Here is a 22,262-nt window from a genome sequence, read left to right as displayed (position 1 = left end):
TTCTTCCGTGTAACGTTGCTGCTTGCTCATAATACCTCCTGATTGACCTCAGTTTGAGGCTCTTGAGGTGTCTAGGAAAGTAGGGGCGATTCAAGTAGGCTCAGCAAGCGGCGGCATGTCTCATCGTTGCGTGGGCCAAAGGTATATGCCACGACTCGTTTTCTCTTGGTATCAAAGGAATACCAAAGCCAATGTCGATGCTGTTTATTTCCGACATAGGCCCATTGCTCATCAAGTTCACAGATAAGCGCCACGTCATCGAGTACCACCTTTTCGGAGGTTACTTGCCTTGGGGTGAGTTTTTTAGGGCGCGTATGACGGTGTTGATGCCAATCTTGAGGACGCGAGCAGTATCACGAACACCTGAGCCGTTGAAGGCCATATCAACAATCTTGTCTTTAACGCCAGGCTTGCGGGCTTCATAGGTATAGGTGAGCTGAAACACATGCGGACAGGCGGGGGCAACGATAGCGAACATGGCCAGCAGGGGTCTTCCCATGGCGATATACGTGGTCAGAGTTGCAGCGAGGACAGTGAACGATGATGGATGCCATGAAGCCATAACTCTCAAAATCACCCACCATACTATCTCAACCGTTCGGAGGCATCACCAAAACAAGGTAAAAGGCTCGGCTATTGACTAAATTAATAGAAGACGAAGCATAAAACAGCGTCAGTTTGATACGACAGCATCGCATGGGACCCGGATCATGGACAGAGCGCAGGGCGCAGCCCCCTTTTCGTTGCAAGTGGATCTAAGGCAGGTGGTGTATGCACTGTCTGCCTCGCTGGATCTGGTGGGCATTGGCGATGTGGCCCACGGTAAACGGGTCGGGATTATGGCTGCCGAGTGCAGCCGGGAGCTGGGGATGAGTGAGGCCGAACGCTGTCTGCTGTTCGAGCTGGGGGTGCTGCATGATATCGGTGTCTCCTCGACCATCACCCATCACCATCTGGTCAGCGAGTTCGATTGGGAGTCCTCCCAGCGCCACTGCGAGGTGGGATATCAGCTGCTCAAGGATTTCCGTTTGCTGGCCCCACTGGCCCTGCCTATCCGTTATCACCATACCCACTGGCACCTGTTGCGCGAGATGGCCGATGTGGACCCCAATGTAGCCCGTCAGGCCAACCTTATCTTTCTGGTGGATCGCTGCGATGCGTTGGCGGCGCCCTACTATGGCGATGGTTCATTGTTGATGCATACCAACGAGATCCGTGCACGCCTGCAGGATTTCCGTGACGAGTTCTTTGCCCCCGAGCTGGTGGATGCCTTCCTCAAGGCGTCTCGCTCTGAGGCATTCTGGCTGCAGCTGGAAGCTCGCTCCATCAATGATTACATGCTGGAGATGCTGCAGGTGCGGGAGCCTTGCCTGACCTTCAACGGGGAGCTAAAAGCGCTGGCGCAGATCTTCTCCGGCATTGTCGACGCCAAAAGCCCATTCACGATGACGCATTCACTCGGTGTGAGCAGGTTGTCTCGGGCACTGGCAGAATTGATGGGAGTCAGTGCCATCCATTGTGACATGCTGGAGATCGCCGGTTTGCTGCATGATCTGGGCAAGCTCAGGGTGCCGGACGAGATCCTCGACAAGCCTGCCTGCCTGACGAAAGAGGAGCGGGCCATCATCAATACCCACAGCTTCGAGACTTACCAGATCCTGCGCCATATCGAAGGGTTTGAGGAGATTGCCTGCTGGGCGGCCTATCACCATGAGGAGCCTGATGGGGAGGGCTATCCGTTCCACCTGCCGGCATCCGCCATGGCGCTCGAAGCGCGGATCCTGCGGGTCGCCGATATTTTTCAGGCCATGGTGCAGGACAGACCTTATCGGCGCGGTCTGCCTGCCCGTGACGCATTGACCTTTATGCAGCAACTGGCGGATCAGGGGCGGGTCGATCCCGCTGTGGTGGCGGTGCTGGCCGATCACCTGCCGCAGATGATGATGGCAGCCATTCCGGATCGCGAGCCGGATCATGCCATCAATTGAGGGAGAGGCTGGCCGCCGACTCATACCGCCGCGAGCCAGCTATGCTTGGAACAATCCGAGCATGGTGCCGGTACCGGCGCACAAGACGCCAGCTTGATGGACTACCGTAGGGGAGCAGATATGGAATCGCTAAAAGCCAAGGATTATATGCAGAGCAGACCCATCACCTTCACTGCTGACATGATGGTGCAAGCTGCGGTCGAGAAATTTCTGAACAGTCATCAGCTCGGTGGCCCGGTGGTGGATGGGCAGGGCCATCTGATTGGCTGGATCTCCGAGCAGGATTGCATCGCAGTGCTGCTTAAAGAGGCCTATCACTGCGAACAGGTGGCGCAGGTCAAGGATGTGATGCGCAAGGAGGTGCTGTCGGTGGGACCCGATACCAGTATTTTGAGCCTGGCGGAGATGATGATGGGGCAAAAGCCGAAGATCTATCCGGTAGTGGAGGAGGGGCGTCTGCTCGGTGTCATCAATCGCCACAATGTCATGCAGGCCATTCACGCCCAGCTCACCACCTGTTTTGTCCATCACTCCCACGGTTAACCCTGTTTTTCTCTCTCCCAAGGCAAGCTTCGGCTTGCCTTGGCTATTTCATATGCTGCGATTTATTCATGTTATGCCATCTTACAATGGTTGTTTTGTCATGTTTGAGGATCGGCCAATCTCTCTGTCTTCCCATATATAACGCTACGTTAAGGCTTGCACCGTTCCCGCTCGCTCTTTAGGATCGCTCGCAGCTAATCGATATGCCCCCTTTGGGCACCTATTTAAGGAATTCGTACCTTGTCTCTCTCTATCGAGGCGCTGCGCCGCCGTCTCTCTGCCTGCATGAATCTCGACGCCCGCCGCCTTTCCAGTCGTCTGCACGGGGTCAAGAAGCTGCCTGAAGGCAAACAGGCCGCCGTGCTGGAGACCATCGCCGCTGATTTGGCCGCCGCCGAAGTGCGCTATCAAACCCGTCTGGCCGGTGTGCCTAAGGTCACCTATCCGGACAACCTGCCGGTGAGCCAGAAGCAGGCTGAGATCGCCAAGGCCATTCAAGAACATCAAGTGGTGATCATTGCAGGGGAAACTGGCTCGGGCAAAACCACCCAGATCCCCAAGATCTGTCTGGCGCTCGGGCGTGGAGTGAAGGGCTTTATCGGCCACACCCAGCCACGCCGTTTGGCAGCCCGCACCGTCGCGGCCCGTATTGCCGAGGAGATGGAGTCCGAGCTTGGCCACTATGTGGGTTACAAGGTGCGCTTTACCGATCAGGTGAGCGAGCAGACCCACATCAAGCTGATGACTGACGGTATTTTGCTGGCGGAGATCCAGAACGACCGGATGCTCACCCAGTACGACACCATCATCATCGATGAGGCCCACGAGCGCAGCCTCAATATCGACTTCATTCTGGGCTACTTGAAACAGCTGCTGCCCAAGCGCCCCGATCTTAAGGTGATCATCACCTCGGCCACCATAGATCCCCAGCGCTTCTCCCGCCATTTCAACAAGGCGCCGGTGATCGAGGTCTCCGGCCGCACTTATCCGGTGGAGGTGCGCTACCGCCCACTGTTTGTTGATAAAAAGAGCAGTGACAAGAGCGAAGGGCTTGAAGAGCGTGACGAGCTGCAGGGGATCTTCGATGCGGTGGAAGAGCTGGCACGCGAAGGGCTGGGGGACATCCTTATCTTCATGAACGGCGAGCGGGAGATCCGCGATACTGCCGATGCCCTGCGCAAACTCAACCTGCGCGATACCGAGGTGCTGCCGCTTTACGCCCGTCTTTCCAACGCCGAGCAGAACAAGGTGTTCCAGCCCCATGCTGGGCGACGCATCGTGCTGGCCACCAACGTGGCGGAGACATCGCTGACGGTGCCGGGCATTCGCTACGTGATCGATCCGGGTACGGCCCGCATCAGCCGCTACTCCTGGCGTACCAAGGTGCAGCGCCTGCCCATCGAGCCGGTCTCCCAGGCCAGCGCCAACCAGCGTAAAGGGCGTTGCGGTCGGGTGGCGGACGGCATCTGTATCCGCCTCTACTCGGAGGAGGATTTTAACAGCCGCCCTGCCTTCACCGACCCCGAGATCCTGCGCACCAACCTGGCCTCCGTCATCCTGCAGATGCTGGCGCTCGGCCTTGGCAATATGGAGGCGTTTCCCTTCGTCGAGCCACCCGAGTCCCGCCATATCAAGGACGGTCTGACGCTCTTGAAAGAGCTGGAGGCGGTGCGCGAGCTGCCCGCCACCGGCGAGCGCGAAGCGAAGTTGCAGCTGACCGAGACCGGTCGCCAGCTCTCGCGCATCCCTCTTGATCCGCGTTTGGCGAAGATGGTGATCAGCGCGGCGCAGACCGGCTGCCTGAGCGAGGTGATGGTGATCACCGCGGCCCTCAGCATTCAGGATCCCCGCGAGCGGCCCATGGAGAAGAAGCAGGCCGCCGACGAAAAGCACAGGCGCTTTGAGGACAAGGATTCCGACTTCCTCGCCTTCGTCAATCTGTGGAACTACCTGAAAGAGCAGCAGGATGCCCTTGGCAGCAACCCGTTCCGCCGCATGTGCCAGAAGGAGTTTCTCTCCTATCTGCGGGTGCGCGAATGGCAGGACATCCATTTCCAGCTGCGTCAGACGGTCAAGGTGCTGGGTTTTAAAGCCAACCATGAACCGGCGGATTTCAAGACGGTGCACTGTGCCCTGCTGACCGGCCTCTTGAGCCACATCGGTAACAAGGATCTGGAAAAGCCCGAGTTCCTTGGTGCTCGCAATGGCCGCTTCCACCTGTTCCCGGCCTCGGGTCTGTTCAAGAAGCCGCCCAAGTGGGTGATGGCCGCAGAATTGGTGGAAACCTCGCGCCTCTACGCCCGCATCAACGCTAAAATTGAACCGGAGTGGGTGGAGCCGCTGGCGGGGCACCTCATCAAGCTGCACCACAGCGACCCTCACTGGTCGAAGAAAAACGGTGCCGTGATGGCCAAGGAGAAGGTGACCCTCTATGGTCTGACTCTGGTCAACGAGCGCACCATCAACTTCAGCCGCATCGATCCAGCCCTGTGCCGCGAGCTGTTTATCCGCCGCGCCCTGGTGGAGGGGGATTTCGAGACCCGCCACCGTTTCTTCAGCGATAACCGCAAGCTCCTGGCCGAGGTAGAGGCGCTGGAGCACAAATCCCGTCGGCGCGACATTCTGGTAGATGATGAGGACTTGTTCCGCTTCTACGATGCCCGCTTGCCGGAGGAGGTGATATCAAGCCGCCACTTCGACAAGTGGTGGAAAGAGGCGCAAAAGCAGGACGCCGAGCTGCTCAACTTCGAAAAAGAGATGTTGATGAAGGGGGATGCCGCCCATATCAGCGATCTCGACTATCCCAACTTCTGGCAGCAGGGGCGCCTCAAGCTCAAGCTGACCTATCAGTTCGAGCCGGGGGAGGCCGCCGATGGCGTGACCCTGCATATCCCGCTGCCGCTCCTGAATCAGGTGGAGGTGAAGGGGTTTGAGTGGCTGATCCCGGGGCTGCGTCACGAGCTGTTGGTGGCCCTTATCAAGTCGATGCCAAAGCCGATGCGCAAGAACTTCGTGCCTGCGCCCAACTATGCCGATGCGCTGCTCGCCAGCATCAACCCCGAGCAGGGGCCGCTCTTGGACGAGATGGAGCGCCAGCTGCGCCGCATGACTGGTGTGACCGTGCCCCGTGAATCCTGGGATTGGGCTGCGGTGCCCGATCACCTGAAACTCACCTTCCGGGTGGTGGACGACAAGCACAAGAAGGTGGCGGAAGGCAAGGATCTGGAGGCATTGAAAGAGTCGCTGCGCGGCAAGGTGCAGGAGACCCTGTCGCAAGTGGCGGACGACGATATCGAGCAGTCTGGCCTCACCCTGTGGAGCTTTGGCGAGCTGCCCCAGGAGTACAGTCAGAAGCGGGGCGGGTTCGAGGTGAAGGCCTATCCGGCCCTGGTGGATCAGAAGGATTCGGTCGCCATCCAGCTGGTGGAGAGCCCGGTGGTGCAGCAGCAGCTGATGTGGGCGGGACAGCGCCGTCTGGTGCTGCTCAACGTGCCATCACCCATCAAATACCTGCAGGAGAAGCTGCCCAACAAGGCCAAGCTGGGGCTCTATTTCAACCCGTTTGGCAAGGTGGCCGAGCTGATTGACGACTGCATCGCCTGCGGCTGCGACAAGCTGATTGAGCAGCACGGCGGCATGGCTTGGGACGAGGCCGGTTTTGAGGCGCTCAAGGAGTTTGTCCGTGCCGAGCTCAACGATGCGGTGGTGGAGGTGGCCAAGCAGGTGGAAGCCGTGCTGACCCTCTCCCACGAGATCAAAAAGCGGCTCAAGGGCAAGATGCAGCTCGATACCGCCTTTGCCATGTCCGATATCCAGCAGCAGCTCGGCAACCTCATCCACAAGGGCTTTGTCACCGAGACCGGCTGGCAGCGGTTGCCTGATTTGCTGCGCTATCTGCGGGCCATCGAGCGTCGCCTGGAGAAGCTGGCTATCGATCCCAACCGGGATCGGGTCTACATGCTCAAGGTGCACAGTGTGGAGTCGGAGTACAAGGCGCTGCTGGCCAAGATCCCCAAATCCCAGCTTATTCCCACCGAGGTGGCCAATATCCGCTGGATGATCGAGGAACTGCGGGTGTCGTTCTTTGCCCAGAATCTGGGGACCCCTTATCCGGTCTCCGATAAACGGGTGCTTAACGCCATCGCTCAGTGCTAAGCTGCTATCTAACTGTTTTAACAGCATGATAGCGGGTGCTGAGAAGGGGTTGCCGGTCAGGTCGCCCCTTCAAACCGCAAGTCAGGGAGGCAAGGATGCTGGGGATCTGGTTGAGTGTGGCGCAGGTGGTGATCAGCGGTTATCAACCCATCGCGGAACAAACCTGGGTGCAGTTGAACCCGGAATATTACCCGCTGGCGCGCACGCCGCCTGCGATGTTTGTGGCTTGGCGTGGCAATCAGTTTCCGCCGCTGGCCCAAAAGCAGAAGCACGGTCGCTGGCAGATCCTCTTTCCCGCCCGGCTGGTCCCCCCTTTCGATCTGTTCGAGGGGGAGGCGCAGCTCTCCAAAACCTATCTGGCAAGGCTGCGGCGCATCGACGAGATGGCTTACGGGGTTGTCCCCGGGCAGGCTGTTGCGGCTGGTGCAATCCTGCAGCAGGGGAGTGGATCCCCTGATTATCAGGCGCAACCTGTCGCGCCCTTTATCGCCGAGTTTCGCACACCTCAAGACGCGTTCGGTAGTGTTGATATGTCTACCGACCCCGCCGAGAGCGAACCTCTACTGGCTCAGCTGGGAGTGACCTTTCGCACTGCGGGGATGAGTGGAGCCAAAGGAGATGAGGGAGTAGCGAGCGACGATATGGCCCTGGCCAGCCACACGGCTAGCTTATCCGCAGGCAGTGACGCCATGCTTACCCTCTCGGCTCCTGCGGCCGGCGGTCCACAAACTGTGTGTCATCAGGTCGCCGCAGGGGAGACCCTGTGGCGCATTGCTAACCAGTTATCCAGTGCCCGAGGAGCCGATACCTACAGCTATTTGCTGGCGCTGGTGGCAGAGAACCAGCAGCGGCTTGGCAAGAGCATTCGAGTCAGAACGGGGGAGGGTCTCTACTGCCCGCGCGCCGAGACCCTGGCGAAGTTTGATGCCCTGAGCCCGGCCCAGCGTCAGCAGCAATTCGCCCGGTTGGAGCAGGGGCGCTAAATGCAGAGTCGGTACCTTGTATCCGAATTTGGCCCGTGGTAGTATTCGCGCTCGTTTTGCGAGGTGCTGACCGGTCGCAGTTAGCACCATAAATTCATCCAAAAGAGATACATACTATGTCTTTCGTATTCCAAGCTGAAGTCCGTTCTGACCTGGGGAAAGGTGCGAGCCGCCGCCTGCGTCAAGCTGACCAAGTTCCTGCCATCGTTTACGGTGCAGGCAAAGAAGCCCTGTCCATCACTGTTGACCACAAGAAAATGATCCTGGCTCAAGAGAAGCCGGAATTCTATGAGTCTGTACTGACTCTGGTTATCAACGGTGAAGAAGTTAACGTAAAAGTGAAAGCTATCCAGCGTCACCCGGTACGTTACAAGCTGATCCACCTGGACTTCGTTCGCGTTTAATAGCGAACCGTCAGGTCGAAGAAAAGCCACTCTCAGGAGTGGCTTTTTGCTATCTGGCATCTTGTGATCGGGCTGAAAGAGCTACCTTGTCAGCCCAGCAAGCCGGTTATCCCAGCTGGCTAAGGGCCTGTTGGCAGCGCTGCTCGGCAGCATCCAGCTCCAGCAGCACCATCCTGATATCTTCCATCTGCTGTTGAAGTGTCTGCCGTTTTTCCTCAACCAGTCCCAGCATGGTTTGTAACTGGGTGCGGCTGCTCTTGTCGGCATCATAGAGATCAAACAGCTCGCGGATCTCGGCGAGGCTGAACCCGAGCCGCTTGCCGCGCAGGGTGAGCTTGAGGCGAACCCGATCCTGCTTGCTGTAAATGCGGGTTTGTCCCTCTCGGGCGGGATTGAGCAACCCCTGATCCTCGTAGAAACGGATACTGCGCGTCGTAATATCAAATTCCCGGGCCAGCTCACTGATGCTGAAGCGCCGTCCTTCATCCTTGTTGTTCATACAGACTTCTTGGCGAACTAAATCCTGTCTGCACCTTACCTAAACGTAAACTGCACTGCAACTCTTGTTCCATTGCGTCAGAACCCCTATGTTATGGCCATGTAACAAACAGAGGCAGGCAAATGGATATTGCAATTCTGGCGGCAAAGCGGACTCCGATGGGGGCGTTTCAGGGGGCATTGGCAGAGGTCACTGCGCCTGAGTTGGGAGCCTGTGCCATCGAGGCGGCACTGCAGCAAAGTGGGCTGCGTCCGGAGCAGGTCGATGAAGTGTTTATGGGCAATGTGCTGGCGGCGGGCGTGGGGCAAGCGCCAGCCCGGCAGGCGTTGTTGAAAGCAGGGTTGCCAGATAGTGTGCCTGCTACCACGGTCAACAAGGTGTGCGGTTCAGGTATGAAAGCGGTGATGCTGGCGGCGGATACCATCCGCCTTGGTGACAACAGGGTGGTGGTCGCGGGGGGGATGGAGAGCATGAGCCGTGCCCCCTATCTGCTGGATAACGCCCGCAGCGGCTTTCGGATGGGGCATCAAAAGGTGCTGGACCACCTATTCCTCGACGGTTTGCAAGATGCCTATGATGGCCAGCTGATGGGGGTACATGCCCAGCGCAGCGCCGATCTGGCCGGTTTGACCCGCACTGCCATGGATGAGTTTGCCCTGGCGTCATTGCAGCGGGCCCGCGATGCGCAGCAAGCCGGTGCGTTTGTGTCCGAGCTGACAAGCGTCTATCGCGGTGAGCGCTTGTTGCTGGCCGAAGACGAGCTGCCCGGCAAGGGCAGACCAGAGAAGATCCCGACCCTGAAGCCTGCGTTTGGCAAGGAAGGCACCATTACGGCGGCCAATTCGAGCTCTATCTCGGACGGTGCGGCGGCGCTGATATTGATGGATGGCGCCACGGCGCAAGCCTGGCAGGTACCTATGCTGGCTCGGATTGTCGGTTATCAGAGCCATGCAGCATTGCCCGCCGAGTTTACCTCTGCGCCTATTGGCGCCATTTCACGCTTGCTGGCGCGTCTGGCATGGTCGGTGGAAGAGGTGGATCTCTTTGAGATCAATGAGGCCTTCGCCATGGTCACCATGCTGGCCATGAGCGGGGTCGGCATCCCTCATCACAAGGTCAATGTGCATGGAGGGGCCTGTGCACTCGGTCATCCGTTGGGGGCGAGTGGCGCACGCATTCTGGTGACGCTGATTGCCGCGCTGCGGCAACGGGGTTTGCGGCGAGGCGTGGCCGCGCTCTGTATCGGAGGTGGTGAGGCGACCGCTATCGCGGTCGAAGTGAATGATGAGGCGAATTAATTGGTGGCTTCCATCGCCAGCAGTTGTTCCGTGACCCAGGTGGTGGCGGCCAGATAGAGGTGACTCACCTTATCCTCGCTCAGCCCCAGGCGGGCTGTTCTGGCCGTTACCCGTGACCAGTTGGCGCTCTCGTAATCTTCACAAAACGCGAGGTAGAAACCCAGATTGCCTTTTCGCTCCAATAGCGCCAGCCGAATATCGTCGATAAGAGGGATAGTACCGAGCAGCTTGTCCATCGGCTGTTCCATCAGTACATCCAGCAGGGAGAAGAGACCGGTGATAAAGGCTTGTTGTGCCTGCTGGCTCGGAGCGTGGGCATGGGCCAGCAGTTCACAGAAGCGGGCACGGATCATCGACATCTGGTAGAGCTCGGCGCTCTTGCCCTTGCCGGCGCTGGTCGCGGCTACCAGCGAGACAAAGCGCTTTAGCTGGGTGTTGCCCAGATAGATGGCAGCCTGGCGAAATGACGAAATAGGGTTGGTGTGGCCCTTGAGATGGTTGACATAGCGCAGCAGCTTGAGGGAGAGGGAGATATCCTGACCGAGCAGCTGTTCAATCTTGTTGATATCAGGCTCTGCCTCGTTGACCACGTTGAGCAACTGCATCACCACGACTTGCGCTGGCTCCATGGTGGCTTGCTTGACCATCTCGGGTCTGCTGAAGAAAAAGCCCTGGAACAGCTGGATCCCCAGCTGTTTGACCCGCTCGAACTCCGCCTTGTCCTCTACTTTTTCCGCCAGATAGGTGAGCCCCAGCGTCTGATGCCTCTGGATAAACACTTTGATCTGCATCAGGGGGGTGGCACGAAGATCAAACTTGATGATGTGGATAAAGGGGAGGAAGCGCTCCCAATCCGGCGACATGGTGAAGTCATCGAGTGCCAGTTGATATCCCAGCTTGTGCAGCTGTTTCACCTTTTCCAGCAGGGCATCATCCGGTGGGGAATCTTCCAGGATCTCAATCACCACTTTTTCGGGCGGCAGGCACTCTGCCAATCCTTCCAGCAGCAGTGAGTGGGGGAAATTAATAAAGCAGGGGCGGCCTCCCAACAGCTGATCGATATTCTGTTGCAGGAACTGTTCGACCACCAGGCGTGACGTCGCCTGCTGGGAGGAGATGCTCGGGAAGACATTATTCAGACTATCGCGAAAGAGCAGCTCATAGGCATGAGTTTTGAGGTCTCTGTCGAGGATCGGCTGTCTTGCTACGTAGGAATACATGCCTTGCTCCAGTAAAGGTACTGGGTTGATTTTATGGTGTTGCAGAACACTATGCCAGTGTTCACCTTATTGAGTAAGGCAATAATTGGCATAGCGTTTTTTGCAGGGAAGGAATTTAGAAGAGATAGCTCAATTGTGCACCAGCCAGCCAGGCATCCCCTTCGGAAGTGCCTTGGAAGGTGGAGGTCGTCATCGGATTACCCGGTTGCAGCTCCATTTTTTCAGTGACATCCACCTTTTTGCCATCGATCAGGGTCAGCCCCAGATCCACGGTCAGGTTGGGCGTGAACTGATACCCCATTCCCAGGCTGTACCAGAGGCGATCGGCATCCGGGATGGAAATGGTACGACGATCGGCTGGTACCGGGCTGGCGTCATAGGCCACACCGGAGCGCAGTTGCCATTTGGGAGTGACCTGATAGGTCATACCGATGGCGTAGCGCCAGCTATCTTCCCAGTGCTCGTCCTTGATGTGCATGTTCTGCAAATTGTTGAGATCAGCTTCCAACTGAACGAATTTGCTCCAGTTGGTCCAGTTCAGGCTGCCGTGGAGAGCCAGCTTGTCAGTCAGCTGATGGAATGCCGCCAACTCTGCCGTCGCGGGCAACGGCAGATCCAGACTGCCGGTATCTCTGATCTCGGTAACGGAGCCATCTGCATTGGGTCGGCCCACGATAGCATCTCCCGAGAGGGTCAAAGTGACATCGTGACGGTAGGATAGGCCAATTCGGGTTTGTTCGGACAACTCCAGCAAGGTGCCGACATTCCAGCCCAATGCCCAGCCATCCCCTTGCAAATGTTTTGCGATCAGGTTGCGAGAAGGGAAGGTGCCACCGACTTCGCCTTCGCCCTGAATAGCAGAGATCCCGGCACCAATTGACCACATCTCATTGATGCGATAGGCGAGTGAGGTACCCAGATCCATGGTCTTGATATCGGAGACATTGCCAAAGTGTCCCGCGCTGTAGTTATCCGGCATCTTGACGCCAAGGCCGTAGTAAGAGGTTGCCGAGAAGCCGAGTCGCCACTGCTCGTTGAGTGGAATGATGAGATAGGCGTTGGGTACCCAGGCTGCGGCGGCGATATCGTGTGCACTGGCATCGGAGGTGACGATACCGGCTTTGGTCGGCAAGCGGGTGTTGCCTTCAATATTGACGTCAGGACTGACATAGATGACTCCGCCAGAGAGCGCCATCTGATCGAAGCGGGTCATGGCTGCTGCATTGCGGGAGAGCACACTGGCGTTATCCGCGATGGCGGCCTCACCTGCAAAGGCGCGTCCCAGTCCTGTAGCGGACTGTTCAGCCAGCTGGAACCCGGCGGCATGAGTCTGACCCGCGATCACCAGCAGGGCGATGGCGGACGGTTTGATGATGGGATGCATGGCAAAATCCTTGCTGTTACCCGAAGGTTCAATAGGTCATATGAATGGAGGCAGGATTTTATATGGTATGACCAGTAAGGCAACGGTAATGGCCAGTATCTGGATAAAACAAGATTAAATGCTGGAAGGATGTACTCTAATAGCTTGATTAAAAAAGAAAAATAAACAGGTGTGTGCTACATGTGTACGCTGAACTGGCTTTTGCGGATAAAAAAAGAGCGCCTGACGGCGCTCTTTCAATTCTATCAATAATCAGAACTTCATGTTGAACTGGGCTGAGGCCAGGAAGGCGTTGCCGTGGGAAGTACCCTGCCAGCGCGTTGCACTAGTATGATCTGGCAGACCTTCATTCACGTCGACTTTCTTGCCGTCCAGATATGCAATACCAAAGTCAATACTCATATCGGTGTTAATATGGTAGGTTGCGCCAGCGCTGTACCAGATACGGTCAGAGTCAGGGATGCTCAGACTACGGTATTCGGCTTCGATTGGGGTGTTGTCATAGGCAAAGCCCAGACGAGCTTCCCAAGCTGGATTGATATACCAAGTACCGCCGATGGAGTAGCGAGTGGAGTCTTTAAATTTCTCGGGTTTATTGAGACACACGCCTGGTTGGCCCGGGGTATTACAGCCTGAGCTGGTCGCCTTTAATTCTTGGAACGCGCTCCAATCAGTCCAGTTGACGGAGTAATGAACTGCAAATTGCTGGTTCAAACGGTGGTAGCCGGCAAATTCTGCTTGAGCAGGTAGGTCTAACTTCAAATTGCCGTCAACAATTTTGTTACCTGACGTTGAGCCTTGGAAGTCACCATCAAAGCTCATATCAACTTGTGAACGATAAGTCAGTGCGAAGCGATGATTTTCATTGACTTCGTACAAGGAACCAACGTTCCAACCGAAACCCCAAGTATCACCTTTCAGGTGTGCTACTCGAGTATTTGGAGCAGTTGGGCTTGCAAATCCGGCATAACGGTTCAATTCAGCGGCTCCGTATACGGCATTGACGCCAGCACCGATGCTGAAATGTTCGTTTATACGATAGGCGATGTTTGGGTTGATATTCAAAGTCATCAATTCAGTGTCACCAGCACCGAGACCTGCAATAAAGCTCTTATCATATTCGGTAGACAAACCGTAGTTTGAGAACAGACCGATACCCCATGCCCATTGGTCATTCAATGGTTGGATAAAATAGGAGGCAGGTACGAATGCTGCAGGAGCAATGCCACTTTGACTTGCATCCTTACCGTTTAGAAGGGGGCTTGGAGATGAAAGCTTACCCTCCACATCCACATCCGGTTTGATGTAGGTGCCAGAGACAGAAACCGCCATCTTGTCGAAGGTGGTCATGGCAGCCGGGTTACGGGCCAGCACGGAGGCGTTGTCGGCAATAGCTGCTTCACCGGCATAGGCGCGACCCAGACCGGAGGCCGAGTGCTCGTTCAACTGGAATGCCGCGGCATGGACTTGACCGGTGGCCAGCGCGATGGTGGCGGCAATCAGGCTCTTCTTGAAAATAGTTGTCGTCATGGTGTTCTCTCTTGTAGGCAGATTTTTTTGCCGATATTGGCTGCACGTTCAATGCAAACCTCGACAAAATCCGTTTTTATTTCAGCTTCTTCCCAATCAATTCTGGCGTGATTCTATGGATCTGGTAGGAGGTAAGAAATCAGACCAGTGACAGCAGAATACATAAAAGTGATCGATGTGTTAATCATTTGTTTTAACTTGCTGTTTAATTCATCATTTTCAGGGTCTAAAGATGGATTATTGACCTGGATTGCCGATCTCCGTCACAAAAATAATTTTGTCAATTTTTCGAAATCTTGAGGCAAATGAGTGACAAAGGGGAGTAATCAGGGGGGGAACAGGCAGCGGCTCGTGACCGCCGCCTGCTATTGAGGATGGATCTGAGGTTGTTAACCGGCGATGTTAAATGTCCCACTGCAGACGTGACTGCAGGGCGTTGGCAACGGGGGCAAGTGGCTCTTTCATCTCGCCAATCAGTACCATATTGGCGCCTTTGAGCTGGACTATCTCCCCTTTGAGGGTGCCATCTTCAAATGTGGCCTGTTGCAGGGTTAATGGAACATGTTTGGGTACTAAAAAGAGGGTGACAGGCCCCATTTTTCCCTGGATCACCATGTGCAAGGCCGGTCCCTGATAAAACGAGCAGTGATTGACATAGGTTACCTTGAGCCCATCCATCCCGCTTAAGGTGGCGCCATACTTCTCCATCTTGGCATTGATGTTATGCAGATTGACCTGCTCATCGACACCTTCAATAAAGGGTTCTTCGCCATAGACATGAGCCATCGCCACCTGTGCGAGGGAGAGAGCCGCAGGAGCCGTTTCTGGCAGCGTGATCCAGCGGGTGCTCATTCCCAGCAGGAAGGCGACCGATGCAGCCAGGGCGATCTGGCGCCAGGATGTTGATGTCCGGAGCTTGACCGGCGCCGTGCCAAGGGGGCGGGATGGCGGCATATCATCTTGCGCATCACTGTCTTGCAGCATGGCTTGCCTGAGCAGGATCCGCTCGGCCAGTCCGGCGGGGACCTCTACCTGCATGGCGCGCTTGAGAGTTCTGTCGAACTGCTTCATCTCGTCGAGGTAGTTCCGATTGGCCTGGCTGGCTTCAGCGGCTTTGAGAAAGTCCGGTTGTTGATCGTGGGGCTGGATCATGGCATTGCGGCGAAATTCGAGTTCATCCATGTCCGTGTCCTCTTGCTTGGTTCTTCTGCTCCATCGCCTCCTTGATCTGGTTGCGGGCGCGAAACAGTCGGGTCATGACGGTGTTTTTGTTGAGACCGAGCATCTCGGCAATTTCCTCACCACTGAATCCTCCCACGACTTGCAGCAGCAGTGGCTCCTGGTACTCCTCGGGCAATCGGGCGATGTGACGGTGCAACCACTCGTTCTCCATCTCCTGTTCGCTGTGCAGCGCATCGTGCTGGGGCTGAGGGTGATCGTCGAGATCCACCAGCTCCAGCTGTTTGCGTTCAAAGCGGCGGGCGTTCTCCCGTCTGAGGATGGTGATCAGCCACCCTTTGGCCGCCTTGTCATCCTGCAGGGTGTCGATAGCCTTCCAGGCACGCAGGAAGGTCTCTTGCACCAGATCTTCCGCCACGTTGGGATCCCGGGTCAGCCAGTAGGCATACCGGTAGAGATCGCCATGCAGCGCATGAACCAGTGCTTCAAATTTGGTTTGTTTGTCAGCCATGGGATCAGAGACCGGCGAAGTGGCCGGATCATTTCCACCAATATGCTGCTGAGCACGTTTTTTTCTAAAAAACAGCAGTGCCATAGGGCAATCCTTGTCAGGGGGCGTGGCGGCGGGAGCGGGAACTCCCGTGCGCCAGCAGGTAAATCAGGTACGCAATACCGGCCGTTTCATCAGCCCTGAGGGTACGAGCCAGAGCGCGCCACTCGATGGGCGGGCCAGAAGAGGGCCGTGCAAAACAGTCTCGCTCGAGTGCGGCGAGCCCGTTGCCGACCCGATTATGCCCAGCGTCGGGCAACTGGCCTAATTGATAATAGGAGACCTGCCAGCGCAAGGTCGCCCATCGGATCAGTGCCTTGCGACTGGCATCCGGCTGGTGTTGGGCAAGGGCACGTTGCAGTTGATAGAAGGCGCGCCAGCGGGGCCAGTGGCGCCATAGTGCACGCAGCGTTATGGCCAGCACGACCCACCAAAGGCTCTCTCGCAGTGCCACTTGCGATGTCTGCTGATCAGGTTGCCGATTTGTCGTTGCCTGAAACGTCAGCGTAATGGCGGGCAGGCTGGCCTGTTCAATCCGGCCGCTTTGGGTATTAAACCAGGGCAGATCAATGGGGGGGAGCTGATAGTCGCCGCTCTGATCCGCGACCAGAGTCTGGCGCCACTGTCGCTCAAACAACAGCTTGCCATCTCGGTAACGCTCCTGCTGTTGCTCGCCATCGGGATGTGCCTGTATGCCGTTTGGCAGTTGATGGGCCATCAGGGGGGCAAGCTGGATCTGGCCGCTGTCACCATTTTCCATGGTCAGGGTGAGGATCCGGATCAGCGGTTCACCCACTTCCCCCTTGGAGGCCGGTTCAAGCCGTTGACTCAGGGTCAGCCGGGTGGCCACTGGTGTGGCGGGGGCCTTGTCGACCCTTACCTCGAGCGGTGCCGCGCGGGCCGAGAGTTTTTGCGGCTTGCTCCCCTGCTGCGTGAGCTGCCCCTGCAAGCGGGGCGAGTCGAGGTACCAGAGTCCCGGCGCTTTTGCCTGAACGAGCCAGCTGCGGGTGAGCCGGCCGGGTAGACCTGCCTGAGCGGGGGCGATCCACTCGTCGCTACCGAGGCGACGGATGGTGAAGTGGGCAGAGCTGAGCTCGCTCAGCGCCGGGTTTTGCATACTGGTGGGCAGCCACAGTGTCAGCCGGTAGATCACCGGCTGGCCGGGATAGAGCGGGCCCTGATGATCAAGGCTGGCCTGCATCTCGAGGGGCGAGGTGGCTGCGGGTTGCGGTAGTGCCGCTGTTTTCACCTCTCTCAATGGCAGGGTGAGCGAGGGGGTGAACTCATTTCCCAGCTTGAGCGGGGCAATCACCACCTCGGTATTTGCGGTTGAATTGCTCTGGTGCAGCGGGATCTGCCAGCGAGTCAGTTGTTGTACCGGGGTCGTGACCCGGCTCATGGTCACTCTGCCCACCGCAAACTGGCGCAGTAGGGGGGTGATCTCCAGTTCGCTGCTCTGGCGCTCGCCATCCGCTTCGATGATCAGCAGCCAATCGCTGGGGTCGGCCCCCGGCAGCAGCTCTGCCCGAGGGGGCAAAGCCCAGCAAAGTGGACTCGTGAGTGCGAGCAACAACCCCCATCCTGCCCGCATCACCAGGGCTCCTCCACCTTGATCAGATCCCGGCGCAGCGCCTCTTTGCGCAGTCGCTGCTCCAGCAGCAACACCGGGGGAGAGGGGGGCAGGGGCATTGCTACTGCCTGCTGAGCTGCCGATGGTTCGGGCTGTTTGCTGTTGCTGGTATCGGGAGCAGCCGCCGCTGCGCCCTGTAACAGAGAGAGGTTATAGAGCGCATCTTCATGGCCGGGTTCAAGCGCCAGAGCGGCCAGATAGGCCTCTTTGGCGGCCGCAAACTCCCCCAGTTGCAGCAGGGCATTGCCGCGGTTGTAGTGGGCGGTGGCGCTCGTCGCTTCCTGATAGGCTGCGATGGCTTGCCGGTAGGCTCCGGCCCGATACCAGGCGTTGCCGCGCCAGACAGGATCGTTGAAGGTGCGGGCAGCCCTCGGAAAATCCCCCTCTTGATAAGCCAGCATCGCTTGCAGGTCTCCCCTCTCTGCCGCTTGCAGGTTTTGTGGCGCCAGCAGCTGAGCACCCACCATCAGCGCCATCATCAACCGGGCGCCGACTCTGGCCAGCAAGGCCAGCGCTAACAAGGGGAGCAGCAGCCAGGGGCCTAAATCGAGAGGCGCCGGGGTGAGGGCCGAGGTAGTCGTGGGCAGCGGCGCAAAGCGAGGGATGTCGCTGCCAAGCCACTGCAGCTCACCGCCGAGGCGATTGGCCAGTGCGGCAATGGCCTGACTATCGGGGGCGGGCAACTGCGCGGGCATGCGGGTGGCAAACCCCAACTCATTGGCCGGAATGGCGGGCATGGGGGCCGGTTGACCGCTGTTGGCAAGCAGAATATCGAGGCGTGCCGACTGGGTATCGCGGCAAAGAAGGCGTTGCTGGCAGGGCCACAGGGCGGCTATTTGGGTCATCTGATTCTGGGTGAGGTCGTCGGTGATCAGCAGCAGACGCGCTTGTTCTCCAGGGGCCAGCTGCTTCATGGCAAGTTCCACCGCCCGTGCCGGGTTGCTGCCCTGCAACGGCATGATATCGGGACGCAAGTCGGGCATTAGCAGCGAAAGGGCCTGATGATCCCGGGTTGGCGGCATGGCGAGGTAGGCGTCGCCTGCGTAGAGGATCAGCGCAATACGCTCGCCCTTGGCGCGGCTCAGCAGCTGCTGCAACTGCCATCTGACCCGGGTCGCCCGATCCGGTTTGAGGTCGGTGGCGGTCATCGAGCGTGACAAGTCCAGTAGCCAGATATCTAGCGGTGCTGCAGGCTGCTGTTGCAGCTCACCGCGCAGTGCGGGGCCACTCAGGGCCAAAATCACGGGCAGGGTTGCCAGCCAGAGCCAGGGGCGCTGAGGACGGGAGGCTGGCAGCAGATAAGCCTGCATCGCAGGTGCGAGCAGCGGGGGCTGGCGACGACGGCGCCACCCTTGCCAGAGCCAGGGGATGAGTGCGATCAGCCACAGGGGGCGGAGCAAGATCAGCTCCATCTGCGCGCACCTCGTGCCAGCCAGTTACGCACCATGCGAAACTCCAATCTGCCGTGCCCTGATGGCAGAAGCAGCAAGCTACAAAGCAGTGCCAACGGCCAGGGGTAGAGCTCGATCACCGGCTGGTATTGGGCAATCGGCATGGGGGCAGGTTCAAGGGCATTGAGAGTCGCGTTGATGGCATCGAGATCGCTTTGGGTGCGTGCCCGAAAGTAACGCCCCTGGCCTGTCTGTGCCAGCTCTTTCAGGAGTGGCTCGTCCAGTTCGCTGCTGGGATCGGCCTGACCGCTGCCCGCCTCATCGTAGGGTTGGATAAAGGTATCGGGGTCGGCCCCGACCCCCAGCGTGTAGATCCGTATTCCCTGTGCCGCGGCGAGTTTGGCCTCCTGCAGCGGGTCGGCATTGCCTGCGGTATTGCGGCCATCAGTGACCAGCAGCAGGGCGGTGGGGCGACCCGGATCTCCATGCTGACGTGCCAGCTGGATGGCTTCGCCAAGGGCGGTGGTTCGGCCGACAAGATCAAAATCGAGCTCGTCGCTCAAGGTCAACAGCGCCGGGATCTCCTGAGTGAGGGGAGAGAGCAGGTAGGCGTGATCGGCAAAGACAATGAGGCCCACCCTGTCTCCGGCCCGTTTGGCGATCAGCGCCTTGATCTGCTGGCGCACCGCCGTTAGCCGTGCTTGCTGCTCGCCGTTATCGAGCATATCAGGGGTGCGCATGCTGTCTGACAGATCCACCGCCAGCAGCAGATCCCGACTCCCTTCATATTGGATCACCGGTTCCCCCCACCACTGGGGGCGGCAGAGGGCGAGGATAAGGGCGCACCAGAGCAGCATGGCGCGCCAGAGCGGTAATCCGGCCTGAGGACGCAGCAGCGCAAACCCGGGGTGAGCCAGATAGCCGCGGCGCAGGGGCGGCAAGCCGAAGCGCACCAGCAAGGGCAGCACCAGCGCCAGCGCAAACCAGGGCCAGGCCAGGATCATGGATGCCTCCGCGCGGCTTTACGCCTCGAGCGGGGGGCAAGCTGGAAGAAGAGGGTTTGACCCCAACGGCGATAATGTTGCTGAAGCTGTTCGCACTGCTCGCGAGTCGGGTTCTGGCTGCCATAGAGCCAACTGCTCCAGTGAGACGAGAACTGGCTAAAATCGCTGCCGCCGTGGCGATCGATGAAGGCGAGCCACGCCTCACCTTGCAGTTGGCGCGCCTCGGGCCAGCGCTGTAGCGCTTCATGACGCAGGGCCTCCTGTATTTGCGCCACCAGCAGCGCCGGATCCCCCTCCAGCTGGCGACACCAGCGGCTGTAACGTATCACCCTATTGGCAATCAGGATGATCAGCAGCAGCAATAACCCTGTGATCAACAGCCACAATAGCGCCAGCACTCTGGGGTCAAGACTCTGTTCAATCAGATCCGGCCCCGGGTGGATGTCGCGCATCAGGGCGGCCAGCGGCGGAGTGATGGCGTCGGAGGCTGGACTGGCGCTGTCGAGTTCGGCGGGCGAGATCATCCCTGATGACATAGCCCCTCCTGCCACTGCTGTTGCAGCGTCTGGCCGTTATCGAGCAGATAGAGGCGCTGCACCAATGGCAACAGCAACTGCTTGCCGTGGGCCAGCTGCTGCTCGGCGGCATGCCGGTAGCGGTGGGAGAAACCGGCATGGCTCCCATCCAGCCAGCCCTGATAGTGCTGCCCTGGCCGATCAATGGCCACTGGCAGCTGGCCGTCAGGGGGAAGGGCGGCCTCTAGGGGGTCGCGGATCTGCCAATAGTGAATATCGTGGCGCCGGGAGAGCAGCTGCAATTGCTGACAGAGCGCCGACTCGCAGGGTCTGTGATCGGTGATGATCGTCAGCTTGGCTCCGTGAGGCAACTTCACGCCAGACAAGGTGTCGGCTAGCGAGTGCGAAAGGGGCCGACGTGCCAGCCCTTGCTGGTAGTGATGGCAGAGGGATTGGAGCAGGGGCAGCACGCTGCCGCGCTGGCTCTGGTGATGGGGGGTAAGCCCGTGGCAGATCAGGGTGTTTTGCTGCTTCTCCCCTTGCCAGATCAGGGCTGCTGCCAGCTCGCACCCCAGACGCGCCTTGAGCTGCCGTGTGGAGCCGAAATACATGGCGGGAGAGAGATCGAGCAGCAGCCAGTGCGACTGATCGAGCTCCTCGCTATAGAGGCGGGTATAGGGACGACCGAGGCGTGCGGTCACTCGCCAGTCGATATGGCGTACCTCGTCACCAGCCTGATAGGCGCGCAGCTCCCGAAACGTGAGTCCGGGAGAGCGGCCAGTTTTGCCGCGTTCGCTGCTGCTTCTGCCTGCGTGAGGTGGCTTCCTGGCCTTGGCCCATAGTCGGATATTGAGCAGCCGTGGCAGCGACAGGGCGATATCGGGATGCAGACCGGGATCTAGGGGCATGGCACCTGATCCAGCAGTTGGGCGATCAGGATATCGTTATCCAGATTGTCGGCCAGCGCCTGATAACTGGGAATAAGGCGGTGGCGCAGCACCGGATAGGCTTGCAGCTGGATATCTTCCGGCAGCACATAATCACGCCCCGCGAGCCATGCACGGGCGCGGGCAGAGCGAGCCAGCCCCAACGTTGCGCGGGGGCTGGCTCCCACGGCAATCAATGGCTCAAGGGCAGGGCAAAGGCCGCTGCCCGGGCGGGTGGCGCAGACCAGCTCCACCAGATAGTGCTCCAGTCGGCTTTGCATGGTCACCGCCAGCACTTCGCTGCGGGCACGTTGCAAGGTGGTTTGGCTCAGGGTCACCGGCGCCGCACCAAGCTGTTCACCGCTGGCGTTGAGCTGCAAGATGGCGAGCTCCATCGTGGGGCTCGGGTAATCCACCATCAGCTTGAGCAGAAAGCGATCGAGCTGGGCCTCCGGTAGGGGATAGGTTCCCTCCTGCTCGATAGGATTCTGGGTGGCGGCGACCATAAAGAGCGGTGGCAGCCGCCAGCTCTTTTTGCCCACGGTGATCTGGTGTTCGGCCATGGCTTCCAGGAGTGCTGATTGCACCTTGGCCGGCGCCCGGTTGATCTCGTCCGCCAGCACCAGATGGTTGAAGAGGGGGCCTGGCTGGAATACAAAACTGGCATCCTGCGGGTGAAACACCTCGCTGCCGGTGAGATCGGCAGGAAGCAGGTCGGGGGTAAACTGGATACGGGCAAAGCGTCCCTCGACGGCGCCAGCGAGCGCCTTGACGGCGCGGGTTTTGGCCAGCCCGGGAGCCCCTTCGATTAACACATGTCCTTCACATAACAGGGCAATCAGGAGCCCTTCTATTAGCTCCTCCTGCCCCAGGATCTGACTGCCAAGATAGTCCCTAAGTGCTCTGAACTCGGCCGCTGCCATGCGATAAACCCGTTGTTTTTATGGAAGTTGATCTTTTTATACTCCAGTTGCTTCCCAAGGGCGAGCAAAGGGGCCTTGCCGCGCTTAATTTAGTTTCAATCAGCTGTATGAAACTTGTGATTGGATTGTTAAGATGTGGC

18 protein-coding genes and 1 pseudogene are annotated in these 22,262 nt (G+C 58.4%); 6 read left to right on the top strand and 13 right to left on the bottom strand.

All coding sequences use genetic code 11. The features are described 5' to 3' along the window. Positions 1-92 precede the first annotated feature (92 nt). Positions 93-577 (bottom strand): annotated as a pseudogene (locus AB5Y92_RS09770) (IS1 family transposase); the annotation flags it as partial. A 133-nt stretch (positions 578-710) separates the two neighbouring features. Between AB5Y92_RS09770 and AB5Y92_RS09765 the strand changes: the two are divergent. The 5 genes from AB5Y92_RS09765 (at position 711) to rplY (ending at position 8,073) form a co-directional block, all read left to right on the top strand. Next, the gene (locus AB5Y92_RS09765; protein WP_164536736.1) at positions 711-1,988 is read left to right on the top strand and encodes an HD-GYP domain-containing protein; all 1,278 of its coding nucleotides are present in this window, start codon (positions 711-713) and stop codon (positions 1,986-1,988) included. 120 nt (positions 1,989-2,108) lie between these two features. Further along, on the top strand, positions 2,109-2,531 hold the full coding sequence (locus AB5Y92_RS09760) for a CBS domain-containing protein (protein ID WP_021230185.1): 423 nt from the start codon (positions 2,109-2,111) through the stop codon (positions 2,529-2,531). A gap of 240 nt (positions 2,532-2,771) precedes the next feature. Continuing rightward, on the top strand, positions 2,772-6,686 hold the full coding sequence (hrpA, locus tag AB5Y92_RS09755; protein WP_368226658.1) for an ATP-dependent RNA helicase HrpA: 3,915 nt from the start codon (positions 2,772-2,774) through the stop codon (positions 6,684-6,686). 95 nt (positions 6,687-6,781) lie between these two features. Next, on the top strand, positions 6,782-7,669 hold the full coding sequence (locus tag AB5Y92_RS09750; RefSeq protein ID WP_368226656.1) for a hypothetical protein: 888 nt from the start codon (positions 6,782-6,784) through the stop codon (positions 7,667-7,669). A gap of 116 nt (positions 7,670-7,785) precedes the next feature. Beyond that, on the top strand, positions 7,786-8,073 hold the full coding sequence (gene rplY / locus AB5Y92_RS09745; RefSeq protein WP_005333252.1) for a 50S ribosomal protein L25: 288 nt from the start codon (positions 7,786-7,788) through the stop codon (positions 8,071-8,073). Between the two features lie 106 nt (positions 8,074-8,179). On the opposite strand, the gene AB5Y92_RS09740 is transcribed toward rplY, so the two are convergent. Next, positions 8,180-8,572 carry a MerR family DNA-binding transcriptional regulator gene (locus AB5Y92_RS09740; RefSeq protein ID WP_129504111.1) on the bottom strand — a complete coding sequence of 131 codons (393 nt, stop codon included), beginning with the start codon at positions 8,570-8,572 and terminating at the stop codon, positions 8,180-8,182. A 122-nt stretch (positions 8,573-8,694) separates the two neighbouring features. Here AB5Y92_RS09740 and AB5Y92_RS09735 point away from each other — a divergent pair, with 122 nt between their 5' ends. Beyond that, the gene (locus tag AB5Y92_RS09735) at positions 8,695-9,870 is read left to right on the top strand and encodes an acetyl-CoA C-acyltransferase (RefSeq protein WP_368226654.1); all 1,176 of its coding nucleotides are present in this window, start codon (positions 8,695-8,697) and stop codon (positions 9,868-9,870) included. On the opposite strand, the gene AB5Y92_RS09730 is transcribed toward AB5Y92_RS09735, so the two are convergent. The 11 genes from AB5Y92_RS09730 to AB5Y92_RS09680 form a co-directional block, all read right to left on the bottom strand. Further along, positions 9,867-11,090 carry an EAL and HDOD domain-containing protein gene (locus AB5Y92_RS09730; protein ID WP_005333249.1) on the bottom strand — a complete coding sequence of 408 codons (1,224 nt, stop codon included), beginning with the start codon at positions 11,088-11,090 and terminating at the stop codon, positions 9,867-9,869. The genes AB5Y92_RS09735 and AB5Y92_RS09730 overlap by 4 nt on opposite strands. Before the next feature lie 115 nt (positions 11,091-11,205). Further along, on the bottom strand, positions 11,206-12,474 hold the full coding sequence (locus tag AB5Y92_RS09725; RefSeq protein WP_368226652.1) for an OmpP1/FadL family transporter: 1,269 nt from the start codon (positions 12,472-12,474) through the stop codon (positions 11,206-11,208). A gap of 252 nt (positions 12,475-12,726) precedes the next feature. Then, a complete protein-coding gene (locus tag AB5Y92_RS09720) occupies positions 12,727-14,004 on the bottom strand; it encodes an outer membrane protein transport protein (protein WP_368226650.1) in 1,278 nt (425 codons plus the stop codon). Positions 14,005-14,406: 402 nt separating this feature from the next. Continuing rightward, positions 14,407-15,186: a DUF3379 domain-containing protein gene (locus AB5Y92_RS09715; RefSeq protein ID WP_164536743.1), complete on the bottom strand. Its 780-nt coding sequence runs from the start codon at positions 15,184-15,186 to the stop codon at positions 14,407-14,409. Next, positions 15,179-15,778 (bottom strand): sigma-70 family RNA polymerase sigma factor, encoded by a 600-nt coding sequence (locus AB5Y92_RS09710; protein WP_005333245.1) that lies wholly within the window; start codon positions 15,776-15,778, stop codon positions 15,179-15,181. Before AB5Y92_RS09710 ends, AB5Y92_RS09715 begins: the two co-directional genes overlap by 8 nt. A 13-nt stretch (positions 15,779-15,791) precedes the next feature. Further along, positions 15,792-17,303, bottom strand: a complete 1,512-nt coding sequence (locus tag AB5Y92_RS09705) for a BatD family protein (RefSeq protein ID WP_201988046.1) — start codon at positions 17,301-17,303, stop codon at positions 15,792-15,794. A 20-nt stretch (positions 17,304-17,323) separates the two neighbouring features. Next, a complete protein-coding gene (locus tag AB5Y92_RS09700) occupies positions 17,324-18,775 on the bottom strand; it encodes a VWA domain-containing protein (protein WP_201988035.1) in 1,452 nt (483 codons plus the stop codon). Beyond that, on the bottom strand, positions 18,766-19,758 hold the full coding sequence (locus AB5Y92_RS09695) for a VWA domain-containing protein (protein WP_201988036.1): 993 nt from the start codon (positions 19,756-19,758) through the stop codon (positions 18,766-18,768). The genes AB5Y92_RS09700 and AB5Y92_RS09695 overlap by 10 nt, the downstream gene beginning before the upstream one ends. Beyond that, complete coding sequence (locus AB5Y92_RS09690) at positions 19,755-20,294, bottom strand: DUF4381 domain-containing protein (protein ID WP_201988037.1); 540 nt, start codon at positions 20,292-20,294, stop codon at positions 19,755-19,757. Before AB5Y92_RS09690 ends, AB5Y92_RS09695 begins: the two co-directional genes overlap by 4 nt. Then, positions 20,279-21,181, bottom strand: a complete 903-nt coding sequence (locus AB5Y92_RS09685) for a DUF58 domain-containing protein (protein ID WP_201988038.1) — start codon at positions 21,179-21,181, stop codon at positions 20,279-20,281. The genes AB5Y92_RS09690 and AB5Y92_RS09685 overlap by 16 nt, the downstream gene beginning before the upstream one ends. Continuing rightward, entirely contained in the window at positions 21,172-22,122 is a 951-nt protein-coding gene (locus AB5Y92_RS09680; RefSeq protein WP_115522093.1) for a MoxR family ATPase, read from the bottom strand. The genes AB5Y92_RS09685 and AB5Y92_RS09680 overlap by 10 nt, the downstream gene beginning before the upstream one ends. Positions 22,123-22,262: the final 140 nt, after the last annotated feature.

This window comes from Aeromonas sp. R1-1, assembly GCF_040908495.1.
In the GTDB taxonomy this organism is placed as follows: domain Bacteria; phylum Pseudomonadota; class Gammaproteobacteria; order Enterobacterales; family Aeromonadaceae; genus Aeromonas; species Aeromonas veronii.
Note: the sequence above shows the minus strand (reverse complement) of the source record. Positions and strands in the feature narration are given on the sequence as shown.

Coding starts and splice junctions, on each gene's coding strand:
- AB5Y92_RS09765 (WP_164536736.1), top strand. CDS start 711: ATGGACAGAGCGCAGGGCGCAGCCCCCTTTTCGTTGCAAGTGGATCTA.
- AB5Y92_RS09760 (WP_021230185.1), top strand. CDS start 2,109: ATGGAATCGCTAAAAGCCAAGGATTATATGCAGAGCAGACCCATCACC.
- AB5Y92_RS09750 (WP_368226656.1), top strand. CDS start 6,782: ATGCTGGGGATCTGGTTGAGTGTGGCGCAGGTGGTGATCAGCGGTTAT.
- rplY (WP_005333252.1), top strand. CDS start 7,786: ATGTCTTTCGTATTCCAAGCTGAAGTCCGTTCTGACCTGGGGAAAGGT.
- AB5Y92_RS09740 (WP_129504111.1), bottom strand. CDS start 8,572: ATGAACAACAAGGATGAAGGACGGCGCTTCAGCATCAGTGAGCTGGCC.
- AB5Y92_RS09735 (WP_368226654.1), top strand. CDS start 8,695: ATGGATATTGCAATTCTGGCGGCAAAGCGGACTCCGATGGGGGCGTTT.
- AB5Y92_RS09730 (WP_005333249.1), bottom strand. CDS start 11,090: ATGTATTCCTACGTAGCAAGACAGCCGATCCTCGACAGAGACCTCAAA.
- AB5Y92_RS09725 (WP_368226652.1), bottom strand. CDS start 12,474: ATGCATCCCATCATCAAACCGTCCGCCATCGCCCTGCTGGTGATCGCG.
- AB5Y92_RS09720 (WP_368226650.1), bottom strand. CDS start 14,004: ATGACGACAACTATTTTCAAGAAGAGCCTGATTGCCGCCACCATCGCG.
- AB5Y92_RS09715 (WP_164536743.1), bottom strand. CDS start 15,186: ATGGATGAACTCGAATTTCGCCGCAATGCCATGATCCAGCCCCACGAT.
- AB5Y92_RS09710 (WP_005333245.1), bottom strand. CDS start 15,778: ATGGCACTGCTGTTTTTTAGAAAAAAACGTGCTCAGCAGCATATTGGT.
- AB5Y92_RS09700 (WP_201988035.1), bottom strand. CDS start 18,775: ATGGAGCTGATCTTGCTCCGCCCCCTGTGGCTGATCGCACTCATCCCC.
- AB5Y92_RS09695 (WP_201988036.1), bottom strand. CDS start 19,758: ATGATCCTGGCCTGGCCCTGGTTTGCGCTGGCGCTGGTGCTGCCCTTG.
- AB5Y92_RS09690 (WP_201988037.1), bottom strand. CDS start 20,294: ATGTCATCAGGGATGATCTCGCCCGCCGAACTCGACAGCGCCAGTCCA.
- AB5Y92_RS09685 (WP_201988038.1), bottom strand. CDS start 21,181: ATGCCCCTAGATCCCGGTCTGCATCCCGATATCGCCCTGTCGCTGCCA.
- AB5Y92_RS09680 (WP_115522093.1), bottom strand. CDS start 22,122: ATGGCAGCGGCCGAGTTCAGAGCACTTAGGGACTATCTTGGCAGTCAG.